This window comes from Pedococcus badiiscoriae (genome assembly GCF_013408925.1).
Taxonomy (GTDB): Bacteria; Actinomycetota; Actinomycetes; order Actinomycetales; family Dermatophilaceae; genus Pedococcus; species Pedococcus badiiscoriae.
In genome coordinates this window covers 2,683,503-2,696,862 of the sequence record NZ_JACCAB010000001.1, presented here as the reverse complement: position 1 = coordinate 2,696,862, position 13,360 = coordinate 2,683,503, and the positions used below count along the sequence as shown (strand labels likewise).

Sequence of the window (13,360 nt, the reverse complement as noted above, 5' to 3'; positions counted from 1 at the left end):
TCAGCCGCCCCCGGTGACGGTGGGCCTCGGCGTGGACCGCGGGCCGGTGCGCAGGATGCCGACCACGCCGAGCGCGGTGACGTCGGCTGCGGGACGGACAGCCGCGGTGGGCGTGAGGTCGCCCGGCGCATCGTCGACCCGCATCACGGTCCCCACCCGGATGCCCGCCGGGAAGGGCGAACCCCCGGCGCTGCCCATGGTGGTGACCACGTCACCCGGACGCACCTGGCCCCGCTCGACGACGGTGAGGTTGAGCTCGCCGGCCGCCCGGCGGTGCGGGCCCTGCGCCCCGCTGCCCACCGCGCCCAGCGTGCCCGCCGAACCGACCTGGACTCCCACGACGAGGTCCGCGCTGCCGATGAGCAGCACGTCGCAGGTCCACGGCGAGACCGCCACGACCCGTCCGACGAGACCCCCGGCCCCGACCACGGACAGGTCGGGCCGCACCCCGTCGCGCGACCCCGCGTCGAGGGTCACCCGCTCGGGCCCGGCTGCACCCTCGCGACCGACCGCGACGACCCGCGCGGGGACGAACTCTCTCCCGGACAGGTCGGGCGACCCCAGGAGCGCCTGGAGCTGGTGGCCTGCCATGGACTGCTCGGCCCCCTGGTCGTGCAGGACGAGGTCCCGCGCCTGCTGGGCGCCTGTGAGGTCCTGCCGCGACCCGGGCGCGAGCACGCGTTCGAGCGGCCCGAGGACGGCACCACCGGCGGAGCGCAGCTGCGGCACGCCCGGACCTCCCGCCACGTCGACGCAGAGCGCGACGACCGTCAGGCCCAGCAGCACCGCGAGCAACCGGCGTCGGGAAGGGGTGCGCATCCTCAGAAGCGGCGGTTCTCGATGAGCACGCGCTCGAGGGTCGAGAACTCCTCGACGCAACGCCCGGAACCGCGCACCACCGCGCGCAGCGGGTCGTGCGCCACCCGGACGGGGACGCCGAGCTCGTGCCGGAGCCGTTCGTCCAGCCCACGCAGCAGGGCGCCGCCACCCGTCAGCGTGATCCCGTTGTCCAGGATGTCGCCGGCCAGCTCGGGCGGGCAGACGTCCAGCGTCGCGCGGACCAGCTCGACGACCTGCAGGACCGGGCCCTCGATGGCGCGGCGGACCTCCTGGCTGGTGATGGTGACCGTCTTGGGCAGTCCGGTGACCAGGTCGCGGCCTCGCACGCGGGTGCTCGTCTCCTCGCTCAGGGGGAACGCCGACCCGGCGGCCACCTTGATGTCCTCGGCGCTGCGCTCGCCCAGCAGCAGCGAGTACTCGCTCTTGACGTGCGCGATCACCGCCTGGTCGATCTCGTCGCCCCCCACCCGGACGGAGCGCGCGGTCACGATGCCCCCGAGGCTGATCACCGCGACGTCGGTGGTGCCGCCGCCGATGTCCACCACCATCGACGCCGAGGTCTCGTTGACCGGCAGGTCCGCGCCGATGGCCGCAGCCATGGGCTCCTCGATGACGTAGACCCGTCGGGCGCCGGAGCGGACCGCGGCGTCCTCGAGGGCGCGGCGCTCGACGCCGGTGACCTCACTCGGGACGCAGACGACCATGCGCGGCCGGACCAGGCGCGACGGGCGCACCCGGTCGACGAAGTACCGCAGCATCTGCTCGGCCACGTCGGCGTCGCAGATCACCCCGTCGGCCAGTGGCCGCACCGCGCGGACGTGACCCGGCGTGCGGCCCAGCATCTCCTTGGCCCGCGTGCCGGCGGCGACCAGCCTGCCGGTCGCGGCCTCGACCGCCACGACGGACGGCTCGTCCAGGACCACCCCGCGGCCCCGCTCGTAGACCAGGGTGTTCGCGGTGCCGAGGTCGATCGCCAGGTCTCGACCCAGCGTCATCCAGCCACGTCCGCCACTCACGACCGCGATGCTAGGTGGGCGGCACGTCAGGATCCGGGAGCCGCGCCCGCGGCATACCCAGACTGGTGCGGATGTGACTGGTGTGACTGACTTCAGCCCACCGAGGACACGACGCGCCGCGGATCCGCGCCGTCCGTCGCCGGAAGCACGGCGCGCCGTGGCTCCGATCGGGAGATGGCGGCGCGCAGCCGCCAGGCGGCGAAGACGGCCAGCAGGCTGATCGCGACGTGCAGCCCGATGAACACGCTGCCGAACCCGGCCCCCAGCACCACCCCGGCCACCAGCGGGCCGACAGCCGAGAAGCCGGTCTGCAGGGCCGTGAACAGGCCCAGCGTGGTCCCGACCAGGCCCGACGGAGCCAGGCTCGCGGTCAGCGGGTTGAGCACGGGGGCGTACATCGTCTCGCCGACCGCGAAGATGCCGAAGGTCGTGACGAACAGCGCTGCCGACAGCTCGGGGGCGAGCGACGCGGCGGAGAGCACGAGCCAGGACAGCGTCCAGATGGCGCCGACGCCCATCAGCAGCGTCGCGCCACCGCGCCGGGCGGTGAGCCTGACGACCAGCATCTGCAACACGATGATGACGACGCAGTTGACCGCCGCGGCAAGGCCGATGGTGGTCTCGTGCACGTGCAGGACGGTGAGCGCGTAGGCCGGCAGGCCCGACTCGAACTGGGCATAGAAGCCCAGCGCCAGGGTCACCGTGATCAGTGCCGTCCAGCGCAGCGCCGGGATCGCCCAGATGGCACGCAGCGCCTCGCGGGGGCTGGCCGCACCCATCCGGTCAGCGGCCAGGGGCGCCTCCGTCGAGGGCACCGGCACACCCCATCGCCGGGCACCGGCGACGAGCAGGAGCAGACCCGAGAGCAGAAAGCCCCCCGCGGCCGTGGAGAAGGCCGGCCACATGCCCGAGGTGCGGTGCAGGTCGACGACGTAGCCCGCCCCGAAGGCCCCGACCGCCATGCCGAGGGACTGGCCGGTGAACTGCCACGCGAACACGCGGCGACGGTCCGTGCCGCCGACCCAGCGCAGGACGAGGACGGACTGGGCGGGGGCCGCGGCGGTGATGCCGAGGCCGAAGACGAACATGCCGACGAGGAAGGACACCGGGCTGTTGGCCCAGATCAGCGAGGCTGCGCCCGCGGCGGCCACCACCTTGGCGCCCACGGCGACCAGCACCGGCGACATCCGGTCCGACAGGCGACCACCCACCGGGGCAGCCAGCAGGGCGCCCACCGAGAAGAGGCTCGACGCGGCCGCCGCCACCAGCGAGCCCCAGCCGCGGGTCGTCGCCGCGTAGGCGTACTGGTAGGGCAGGACGGTGCCCCAGCCGAGCATGGCAACGGCAGAGGCGAGGATCAAGAGGCGGGCGCGCATGGTCAGGTCAACAGTTCTTCAGGTTCGAATATTTCGATATCGAAATCTTAGCATGCGAAGATAGGGCCATGCCTCCGAGGTCCAAGAGCGCCCAGAGCGCGCAAGAGCAGTACCGCGAAGCGGTCGCGACCTATGTCGCGGCCGGTGGCGACGAGTCCGTGCAGCGGGTCATCACGGCCGTCAACTCGCTGGGCCGCAAGCTCGAGCAGTGGTACACGCGCCAGCTCGTGGACCTCGACCTCTCGCACGGCGAGTGGTCAGTGGTTGCCCAGCTGGCCACCGCGGACGGCAAGCCGCTCACCCCTAGTCGGCTGGCCGACGCCAGCAACGTGGCCGCGTCCTCGATGACGCACCGGCTCGACCGGATGACCGAACGCGGCCTGGTGCGCCGCTCCCCCGACCCGCAGAACCGCACCCGGGTGCTCGTCGAGCTCACCGACCACGGGTGGGAGCTGTTCGAGGCGGCCGTGCGGGAGGCCAACGTGGTCGAGTCCGACACCCTCGCCGGGCTGACGCGCGAGGAGCGCGACCAGCTGGCCGCGCTCCTCGAAGTGGTGATCAGCGGTCTGGACGACCTGGAGACGACCTAGGTCGCCAGCCCCGGGAACCAGATCGCGATCTCGCGCGCGGCCGACTCCGGGGAGTCCGAGCCGTGCACGATGTTCTCCTGGACCTTCTTGCCCCAGTCGCGGCCGAGGTCACCGCGGATGGTGCCGGGCAGCGCCGCGGTCGGGTCGGTGGCGCCGGCCAGCGCACGGAACCCCTCGATGCAGCGGTTGCCCTCGATGACGACGGCGGTCACCTGGCCGCTCGACATGAACTCGACCAGCGGCTCGTAGAACGGCTTGCCCTCGTGCTCGGCGTAGTGCTCGGCGAGCTGCTCGCGGGTCGGGGTGGTCACCGCGAGCGCAGCGAGGGTGTAGCCCTTCGCCTCGATCCGGCGGAGCACCTCACCGCTGAGGCCGCGGGCGAAACCGTCGGGCTTGACCAGGACAAGGGAACGTTCGGTCTGCGTCGTCACGCCGGCAAGCCTACCGAGCACCCGCAGGCACTAGCGTCGCGGTGTGCGATATGTGGCGGGGACGAGCGACCGCCTCGGGCATGCCGCCTGGCTGGCGCAGCCCGCCTACCTCGTCGCGGAGGTGGCCCTGGCCCTTCTGGCCGGGGTGCGCTACTCGCTGGCCGACGACACGATCAGCGCCCTGGGGACCTCGTGCTCGCCCGGCGAGGGCGGGTGCTCGTCGGCCCCGCTGCTCATGAACCTGACGTTCATCGGGTTCGGCATCCTCCAGGCGCTGGGGGCCCTTCCCCTGCTCAGGGACCGCGGCCGACCCGGCGTCGTGGGCTGGCTGTGGGTCGTGGCCGGGGTGTCGTCGGTGGGGGTCGGACTGCTGCCCGTGGACGCGCACCGCACCACGCACTCGCTGGTCGCGCTCCCCGTCTTCGTGGCCCAGCCGCTGGCGCTGCTGCTGCACGCCCGGCTGCTCGCGCCCGGGCGGCTGCGACAGGTGGGCCTGGCGCTGGCGACGGTGGCCCTGGCCGGCGTCGTGGCCTTCGCCGCCCTGCTCGGTGCCGACCACTGGTCGGGCCTGCTCGAGCGGGCCGCCATCTGGCCGGCGAAGCTCTGGCTACCGCTGGCTGCCCTGGCCGCCGCTACGGCTGCCGGGCGGGGTCCGTCTGCTGACGCGCCGCCACCTGGTCCTCCACCCGGCGGCACAGCACCAGCGAGCCCACCCACAGCACCAGGAAGATGAGCCCGACGCCGAGCATGGCGGGCACGACGAGCGCGCTGGCGAAGGTCAGCACCTGGATGAGCCAGCCCAGCGTGACGCCCCACGGCCGGCGCATCATGCCCGCGGCGAGGAAGCACAGCAGCGCAAGACCGATCCCGGTCCACAACCATGCGTGGCTGCGGTCGTCGCCTGTGGCGCTGGCCAGGCCACGGGCCACCAGGGCGCCGAGGAAGACCACGATCCCCTGGCTGCCCAGCACGGTCGCGAGCATCCGCCAGGTGAACTTGCCCAGCGCGCCGTAGAAGACGATGCCCTTCATCGACCGCCCCGGTTCGAGTCACGGAACCTGGTGAGCAGCCAGAAGGCCACGGCGACCACGATCACGACGACGACCATCTTCCCGAACATGCTCCGAGGGTATGCCGTGGGGCCGGCACCCAGCCGGACCGGTCCCTTCGGGAGTCAGGCGTCGGTCGCGCCGAGCAGCATGCGCACCTCGGCAGCGGTGGTCACCGAACCCGTCGCGAGCACCCCTCCGCCGACACCGCCCTCGTCGGCCAGTCCCGCCGCGACGTCGAGGGCGTCCGGCAGGTCCTGGACCACGGTCACCCGGTCCTCGCCGAAGATGTCGACCGCCAGCTCGCCCAGGTCGTCGGGCCGCATGGCGCGCGGCGACGTCGTGCGCGAGACCACCACGTGGTCGAGGACAGGCTCCAGGACCTCGAGCATCTCGGTGGCGTCCTTGTCCTTGAGGATGGCGATGACCCCAACGATCTTCGCGAAGTTGAACGAGTCCTCCAGGGCGTCGCGCAGGGCCAGGGCACCGGCGGGGTTGTGCGCCGCGTCGACGATGACTGTCGGCGAGCGCCGCACGATCTCCAGACGACCGGGCGACGTGACGCGACCCAGCCCCGCACGGACGACCTCGGGGTCCAGCCGTTGCTCGCCGGCACCGAAGAACGCCTCCACCGCGACCACGGCCTGGGTCGCGTTGTGCGCCTGGTGGGCACCGTGCAGGGGCAGGAACAGGTCCTCGTAGTCGCCCCCCAGACCACGGATGGCGATCTGCTGGCCGCCCACACCGACGTCACGGGTGAGCAGGCCGAAGTCGTTGCCCTCGAAGGCGATCCGGGCACCGACCTCCGCCGCGCGGTCGGCGAGGACCTGGGCCACGTCAGGTTCCTGGACCCCGATCACGGCGAGGGCGTCAGCCTTGATGATGCCGGACTTCTCGGTGGCGATGTCGACGACGTCGTTGCCCAGGAAGTGCTGGTGGTCCAGCGCGATGGGCGTGACAACGGCGACCGACCCGTCGGCGACGTTGGTGGCGTCCCAGCTGCCGCCGAGGCCCACCTCCACGATGGCGACGTCGATGGGCGCGTCGGCGAACGCGGCATACGCCACGGCGACGAGCACCTCGAAGTACGTCATCCGCGGACCACCGTCGGCCACCGAACGGGCGTCGACGATCTCGATGACGGGCAGCACGTCGTCGTAGGCGGCGAGGAACTTCTCGGCACTGATCGGCTCGCCGGAGAAGGCGATCCGCTCCCGCACGCTGTGCAGGTGCGGCGAGGTGAACCGGCCGGTCTTCAGGCCCATCTCGCGCAGCAGCGAGTCGATGATCCGGGTCGTCGACGTCTTGCCGTTGGTCCCCGTGAGGTGGATGACCGGGTAGGTGCGCTGCGGGTCGCCCAGCAGCTCCATCACGGCGGCGACCCGGTCCAGGCTGGGCTCCAGGTCGTGCTCGGGAGCCCGGGCGAGGATGGCCTCCTCCGCCTCCCGCATCGCCTTGACGACCTCGAGGTTGTGCGCAGCCTCGCGCTGGGCGGCATCAGGAGCAGGCATGTGGTTCAGTCTCCCATTCCGTCAGAGCTTCATGACCTTGATGCGCACCGGTTCCCCGTCGCCGACGGTGGCCTCGGCCACGTCGCCACGGCGGGGCAGCGCGTCGAGCTGCGGCGCGCTGCCGAACTGGCTGGCCAGCGTCTCCTCGACGATGAGCCCCTGGTGGGCCACGGTCGCCTCCCACACGGCCGGGGACCCGGTGACCGTCAACGAGATCCGGTCCGACACGTCGAGCCCCGCGTCACGCCGGGCCTGCTGGACGGCTCGCACGATGTCGCGGGCCAGGCCCTCCTGGGCCAGCTCGGCGGTGACCTGGGTGTCGAGCACCACGAAGCCGCCACCGGGCAGCATCGCGGTCGCCTTGGCAGCGCCCTGCTGCTCGGAGTCGACGACCATCTCGAGGGTGTACTCCCCCTCGAGGAGGTCGAGTCCGCCGGCAGTCACGGTACCGTCGGCCGCCACCGACCAGTCGCCCGACTTGCTGCCCTTGATGGCCTGCTGCACGTCCCGCCCGAGCCGGGGACCTGCGGCCCTGGCATTGACGGTCAGCCGCTGGGTGATGCCGAAGTCGGCCTCGCTCGCCTCGCCCAGGTCACGCAGCGTGACCGTGCGCACGTTGACCTCGTCGGCGATGATCCCGCCGAAGTCCTTGAGGGCCAGCGCATCCTTCGTCACCACGGTGAGGTCCTGCAGCGGCAGCCGCACGCGCAGGCCACCGGCCTTGCGCAGCGACGACGCCACGGAGCAGACCTCCCGCGCGCGGTCCATCGCCGAGACCAGTGCGTGGTCGGCCGGCAGGTCGGTGTGGTCCGGCCAGTCGGTGAGGTGGACCGAGCGGCCCCCCGTGAGTCCGCGCCAGATCTCCTCGGTGGTGAGCGGGAGCAGCGGCGCGGCCACGCGGCATACGACCTCCAGGGCCGTGTAGAGCGTGTCGAAGGCCTGCTTGGCACCATCACGCTCGGACCCGGCCGCGGAACCAGAACCGGAACCGGTGCCGGTGTCCCAGAACCGCTCGCGCGAGCGACGGACGTACCAGTTGGTCACCACGTCGAGGAAGCCACGGGTCGTCTCGCAGGCGTTCGCCACCTCGTAGCCGTCCAGCTGCTCCTGCATGGTGCGGACGTACTCACCCAGCTTGGCCAGCAGGTAGCGGTCGAGAGGGTCCGTGGAGGCCGTCGACCACTTGGCCTCGTAGCCCTGGCCGCCACCCCAGGCGTTGGCGTACAACGAGAAGAAGTACCAGGTGTTCCACAGCGGGATGAGCACCTGGCGCACGCCGTCGCGGATGCCCTGCTCCGTGACGACGAGGTTGCCGCCGCGCAGGATCGGGCTCGACATGAGGAACCAGCGCATGGCGTCGGCGCCGTCGCGGTCGAACACCTCGCGCACGTCGGGGTAGTTGCGCAGCGACTTCGACATCTTCTGGCCGTCCGAGCCGAGCACGATGCCGTGGCTGACGCACGAGGAGAAGGCGGGTCGGTCGAACAGCGCGGTCGCGAGGACGTGCAGCGTGTAGAACCAGCCACGCGTCTGGCCGATGTACTCGACGATGAAGTCGCCCGGGAAGTGGTGCTCGAACCACTCGGCGTTCTCGAACGGGTAGTGCACCTGCGCGAACGACATCGAGCCGGAGTCGAACCAGACGTCGAGGACGTCCTCGACGCGGCGCATGGTCGACTGGCCCGTGGGGTCGTCCGGGTTGGGCCGGGTGAGCTGGTCGATGAACGGCCGGTGCAGGTCGGTGACCTCCACGCCGAAGTCCGCCTCCAGCTCGGCGAACGAGCCGTAGACGTCGAGGCGCGGGTAGGCGGGGTTGTCGGACTTCCACACCGGGATCGGACTGCCCCAGAAGCGATTTCGCGAGATCGACCAGTCACGGGCGTTCGCCAGCCACTTGCCGAACTGGCCGTGCTTGACGTGCTCGGGGACCCAGGTGATCTGCTCGTTGAGCTCGAGCATCCGGTCCTTGAACTTGGTGACCTCGACGAACCAGCTCGAGACCGCCATGTAGATCAGGGGCTGCCTGCACCGCCAGCAGTGCGGGTAGGAGTGGTCGTAGGTCTCCCGGCGCAGCAGCACGGTGCCCTCGGTGACCGAACCCGTCTCGCCCTCGCCGCGGGTGCGAGCCTTCAGGTGCTCGATGATGAGCGCGTTGGCGTCGAAGACCTGGACACCCTCGTAGTCCGTGACGGGGTAGGTGAAGCAGCCGTCGGGACCCACCGGGATCACCGGCTCGATGCCCGCGGCATCGGTGACGACCTTGTCCTCCTCACCGAAGGCGCCGGCGGTGTGGACCAGCCCGGTGCCGTCCTCGGTGGTGACGAACTCCGCGGGGAACACCCGGTGCGCGCGCTCGTGGCCGAGGTAGTAGGAGAAGGGCGGGGTGAACGACCGCCCGACGAGGTCGCTGCCCTTGAGCCGCTCCACGATGCGCGAGGCCGGGTCGGCGACGGCGTCGCTGTCGGAGCCGAAGAGGTCCTTGGCATAGGCCGCGAGCCGCGCCTCGCCGATGAGGTAGCGCTCGGTCGTCCCGGTGACGTCGGACTCGACCACGACGTAGTCGATGTCCGGGCCGACCATGATGCCGAGGTTGGCCGGCAGCGTCCACGGCGTCGTCGTCCAGACGAGGGCGAGCTCCCCCGTCTCCAGGCGCAGGCCGACGGTGACTGCCGGGTCCTGGCGGTTCTGGTAGACGTCGTCGTCCATGCGCAGCTCATGGTTGGACAGCGGCGTCTGGTCGTTCCAGCAGTAGGGCAGGACGCGGAAGCCCTCGTAGACGTACCCCTTGTCGTACAACGCCTTGAAGGCCCAGATGACCGACTCCATGTAGTCGGGGTTGAGGGTCTTGTAGTCGTGGTCGAAGTCGACCCACCGGGCCTGCCGGGTGACGTAGTCCCGCCACTCCCCCGTGTACTTCAGGACCGACTCGCGGCACTTGGCGTTGAACTTCTCCAGGCCCAGCTCGAGGATCTCGTCCTTGGTCTTGATGCCCAGCTGGCTCATCGCCTCGAGCTCGGCGGGCAGCCCGTGGGTGTCCCAGCCGAAGCGCCGCTCGACCCGGCGTCCGCGCATCGTCTGGTAGCGCGGGATCAGGTCCTTGACGTAGCCGGTGAGCAGGTGGCCGTAGTGCGGCAGCCCGTTGGCGAAGGGCGGACCGTCGTAGAAGACGAACTCGTTGTCACCGTTCGTGCCGGCAGAACGGTTCTCCACGGACGCGACGAAGGTGCCGTCCTCGTCCCAGTACCGCAGGACCCGCTCCTCGATCTCGGGGAAGCGCGGAGACGCGGGCACGCCGAGGGCAGCCCCCGGGGCGTCGTTCGGAACGGTGTCGCTGGAGACCTTCGGATAGGTCATGGTGTCGGCGGTCCTCACATCACTCGTGCTCCCACACGAGGACGACGTCGCCGGGATTCCCGGCGCCACCGCGGTGCCACCTCGCTTGCCGCACGCGCGCGCCCGGAGGCCCGCGGCACACGACCGCTCTTGCTCAAGGTTGTGACGGACCCACCCGTCCGGTTCTAGTGAGCCACCACTCCCCGCGTCTGCCGCGTGGCGTCGTGACCGTTCTTCCGGAGGCTCCCCGGTGATGGCCGGTTCACTGCCTGTGCCGCCAAGTCTAGCGGGCGTGACGCACGGCACGTGCGCACGGCGGGAGGCGGCAGGTGCGCGGTGTAGTCTGAGCCTCGTTGCCCCCACGGCAATACAGGCAATACAAGCAAAACAGGCAACACCACGACGCGACAACCAGGGGAAGCCGGTCCAACTCCGGCGCTGACCCGCAACCGTAGGCCGCACTGAACCGCGGCGAGCCGGAACACCTGGATCGCGAAGCGGCTCCATTTCCGTCGAGGTACGCGGGGCGGAGCCCGGACACCAGGTCCGAGGCCGCCCCCCGATGTCGCTGAGCGACGCCGGGGGTCTTTCACGTTCCGGTGCCGGTGCACCCGTCGCGACACCGTTCGCATTGAAGAGGCACCATGCACCGCATCCCGCGCAGCGCCCGCACGTCCGCTGCCCTCGCCCTGGCCCTCGGGGCCGCTCTGGTCCTGCCCGGCGCGGCGTTCGCCGGCACGACCGGGCCCACCCCCGCCAGCACCACGAGCAGCACCACGAGCAGCACCACGAGCACGAGCAGCACCACGAGCACGAGCAGCACCACGAGCACGAGCAGCACCGCCACGACGGCGCCGAGCAGCCCGACGACCCCTGCCACCGGCCCGACGTCCCCGACTTCCAGCGCCACGTCCACCACCGGGACGCCAGGGACCACGAAGACCAGTGCGGGCAGGGGAACCTCCGGGACGGCCCCGAAGGCGAAGCTCGCCGCGCCACTTGCCCGCCGCCCGTTCGGCACCCGCGCGGCCCTGAGCGCCGCCGCCGTGCCGGGCACCCCCTCCACCAAGGCCGGCTACGCCGCCGGGTTCATCGCGCGCACCCTCGCGGCTCGGGCCGACCACTACAACTACCCGGCCTCGACGTACTTCGACGGCGGCAACACGATCGACGCCGTCCTGGGGCTCGATGGCGCCGGGGTCGGCCTCACCCAGGCCGACGCCACCACCAGCTACCTCGCTGCGCACGTCAACGACTACGTGGGCTACCCGGACCCGGCGAACCCCTCCAGCCCCGAGACGTATGCCGGGCCGCTGGGCAAGCTCGTCATCGGCGTGGTCGCGCAGGGCGGCGACCCGACCGCCTTCGGTGGTCAGGACCTCGTCGCCCGCCTCCAGGGCCTGATAACCGCGAGCGGACGATTCTCCGACAAGTCGAACTTCGGCGACCCGAGCAACCCGACCGGCGACTACTCGAACACCATCGGGCAGGCGCTGGACGTCATCGCCATCGGGCGCGCCACGAGCTCGGTGCCCCAGGCGGCCAGCAACTACCTGCTGGACCAGCAGTGCACGGACGGTGGGTTCCGCGGCAACCTGGACGTGGCCAACACCCCGTGCACGAGCGACGCCGACGCCACCGCCTTCGCGGCTCAGGCGCTGGTCGGCCTGCTGGGCGAGACCGATCCCGCGACGGTCAAGGCGCTGCAGTGGCTCGCGTCCCACCAGGCGGCCAACGGCGGCTTCCTCAACCAGGACGGCCAGTACAACGCCAACACCGCCGGCGTCGCCGCTCAGGCCTTCGCGGCCGGGGGCCTTGCGGTGCAGCTGGCCCGGGCGCAGGCGTTCATCGCCAGCCTGCAGCTCGACTGCGGCTTCGCCACCGCGCTGCGCGGCGGCATCGCGTTCACCGCGGCGGACCGCGCCACCCTCAAGACAGCGCCCACCACCACGGCTGCCCTCGACCGGGCCCTGCGGGCGACGCCCCAGGCCACCCTCGGCCTGGCCGGGGGTTCCCTGCTCACGGTCACCGGCGAAGGGGCCACGGCCACCGCGCCGACCCTGAGCTGCCGTCCCACCCCACCGACGACCCCGTCGACGACCACCACCACGACGACCCGGCCAGCCTCCTCGACGTCGACCACCGCGGCGGCCCCGGTCCCGGCCGACTTGGGCGCTTCGGGTGACCCCGGATCCGCCACCCCGGGCAACCTGGCCTTCACCGGCGCCGACGTGGCGGCAGCGACCCTCCTCGGAGCGATGCTGCTGGTCGCCGGAGTGGGCGCCATCCTGCTGGCGCGGCGCAAGGGCGAGCACGCCTGATGCGGTGCCTCGCGCGCCTCGTCGCGGCCGCGGCGCTCGTCGTCGCCGGCGGCCTCACCCTCCCGGGTGGGGCCGCCCAGGCGGCTGCCTGCGCCAACAGCACGGGCGTGACCGTCGTCATCGACTACGGCTCGAGCAGCAGCACGCTCTGCGCGGCTGACGACACGTCCGCGATGAGGGTCCTCCAGAAGGTCGCCACCGTCACGAGCCCGACCCAGTACCCCGGCACCGTGGTCTGCAAGATCAACGGCGTTCCGGCGAGCCAGACCTGCCAGCGGATGCCCCCGGCGAGCGCCTACTGGGCCTTCTTCCACGCGTCCCGCGGTGGCTCGTGGACCTACAGCAGCTCGGGGGTGGCTGACTACAACCCGGCCCCGGGGAGCGTCATCGGGTTCGCCTTCGGCTCGGGCGGAGCCCCGCGAAGCGCACCTCCCGCGGCGACGACCCCCACACCGACACCCAAACCGACACCCAAGCCGAGCCCGTCGTCCTCGAGCCGTCCGCCGGCCCCGAAGCCGACGCCCAAGCCGGCGCCGAAGCCGGCGGGCACCACCCCGGCCCGGCCGAGCGGCGCCAGCAGCTCGCCCTCGACCCCTGCGGCAGGCGCAGCCGCCGGCACCCGCCCGGGTTCGTCGGCGGGCGCGAGCGCGGGAACCGCACCGAGGACGACCACCCCCGGCGCCCTCACCTCGACGACCTCGTCCGCCACGACGTCAGCCGGCACCACCACGTCGCCCGGCTCCTCCGGCAGGGCTGAGGCGGACAGCGCCTCGAGCGCCACCTCGGACTCCGGTTCGCCCGTGACCCTCCTCGCCGGTCTGGGGCTGGTGGGCCTGGTCGCCGCCGGCGCGGCATACCTCGCGGTGCGCCGCCGGGCGTCGACGTAGCCACGC

The 13,360-nt window shown here is 71.9% G+C and carries 12 protein-coding genes and 1 riboswitch; of the genes, 4 read left to right on the top strand and 8 right to left on the bottom strand.

Translation table 11 applies throughout. The features are described 5' to 3' along the window. From mreC to BJ986_RS12700, 3 genes are all read right to left on the bottom strand, one after another. Window positions 1–819 (bottom strand): rod shape-determining protein MreC, encoded by an 819-nt coding sequence (gene mreC / locus BJ986_RS12710; RefSeq protein WP_179422308.1) that lies wholly within the window; start codon window positions 817–819, stop codon window positions 1–3. Between the two features lie 2 nt (window positions 820–821). After that, a complete protein-coding gene (gene mreB, locus BJ986_RS12705; protein ID WP_179423850.1) occupies window positions 822–1,835 on the bottom strand; it encodes a rod shape-determining protein in 1,014 nt (337 codons plus the stop codon). Between the two features lie 113 nt (window positions 1,836–1,948). Beyond that, window positions 1,949–3,232, bottom strand: a complete 1,284-nt coding sequence (locus tag BJ986_RS12700) for an MFS transporter (protein ID WP_179422307.1) — start codon at window positions 3,230–3,232, stop codon at window positions 1,949–1,951. 68 nt (window positions 3,233–3,300) lie between these two features. Between BJ986_RS12700 and BJ986_RS12695 the strand changes: the two genes are divergently transcribed. Continuing rightward, window positions 3,301–3,822 (top strand): MarR family winged helix-turn-helix transcriptional regulator, encoded by a 522-nt coding sequence (locus BJ986_RS12695; protein WP_179422306.1) that lies wholly within the window; start codon window positions 3,301–3,303, stop codon window positions 3,820–3,822. Here BJ986_RS12695 and ndk read toward each other — a convergent pair. Next, window positions 3,819–4,253, bottom strand: coding sequence for a nucleoside-diphosphate kinase (gene ndk, locus BJ986_RS12690; protein WP_179422305.1), 435 nt, complete (start codon window positions 4,251–4,253; stop codon window positions 3,819–3,821). The genes BJ986_RS12695 and ndk overlap by 4 nt on opposite strands. 43 nt (window positions 4,254–4,296) lie before the next feature. On the opposite strand from ndk, the gene BJ986_RS12685 reads away from it, so the two are divergent. Beyond that, window positions 4,297–4,986 (top strand): DUF998 domain-containing protein, encoded by a 690-nt coding sequence (locus tag BJ986_RS12685; protein ID WP_179422304.1) that lies wholly within the window; start codon window positions 4,297–4,299, stop codon window positions 4,984–4,986. Here BJ986_RS12685 and BJ986_RS12680 read toward each other — a convergent pair. The 4 genes from BJ986_RS12680 to BJ986_RS16810 form a co-directional block, all read right to left on the bottom strand. After that, on the bottom strand, window positions 4,886–5,284 hold the full coding sequence (locus BJ986_RS12680) for a DUF4233 domain-containing protein (protein WP_179422303.1): 399 nt from the start codon (window positions 5,282–5,284) through the stop codon (window positions 4,886–4,888). The two genes, BJ986_RS12685 and BJ986_RS12680, sit on opposite strands and share 101 nt — an antisense overlap. Before the next feature lie 143 nt (window positions 5,285–5,427). After that, window positions 5,428–6,813, bottom strand: coding sequence for a bifunctional folylpolyglutamate synthase/dihydrofolate synthase (locus BJ986_RS12675; RefSeq protein ID WP_179422302.1), 1,386 nt, complete (start codon window positions 6,811–6,813; stop codon window positions 5,428–5,430). A gap of 21 nt (window positions 6,814–6,834) precedes the next feature. Then, the gene (gene ileS / locus BJ986_RS12670) at window positions 6,835–10,167 is read right to left on the bottom strand and encodes an isoleucine--tRNA ligase (protein WP_179422301.1); all 3,333 of its coding nucleotides are present in this window, start codon (window positions 10,165–10,167) and stop codon (window positions 6,835–6,837) included. Window positions 10,168–10,561: 394 nt separating this feature from the next. After that, window positions 10,562–10,688, top strand: a riboswitch (cobalamin riboswitch). Window positions 10,689–10,735: 47 nt separating this feature from the next. After that, on the bottom strand, window positions 10,736–11,212 hold the full coding sequence (locus BJ986_RS16810; protein WP_179422300.1) for a hypothetical protein: 477 nt from the start codon (window positions 11,210–11,212) through the stop codon (window positions 10,736–10,738). On the opposite strand from BJ986_RS16810, the gene BJ986_RS12660 reads away from it, so the two are divergent. Together BJ986_RS12660 and BJ986_RS12655 are read left to right on the top strand one after the other, a co-directional pair. Next, window positions 11,193–12,467, top strand: coding sequence for a prenyltransferase/squalene oxidase repeat-containing protein (locus BJ986_RS12660; protein ID WP_179422299.1), 1,275 nt, complete (start codon window positions 11,193–11,195; stop codon window positions 12,465–12,467). The two genes, BJ986_RS16810 and BJ986_RS12660, sit on opposite strands and share 20 nt — an antisense overlap. Then, on the top strand, window positions 12,467–13,354 hold the full coding sequence (locus BJ986_RS12655; RefSeq protein WP_179422298.1) for a hypothetical protein: 888 nt from the start codon (window positions 12,467–12,469) through the stop codon (window positions 13,352–13,354). Before BJ986_RS12660 ends, BJ986_RS12655 begins: the two co-directional genes overlap by 1 nt. The last annotated feature ends 6 nt before the right edge of the window (window positions 13,355–13,360 follow it).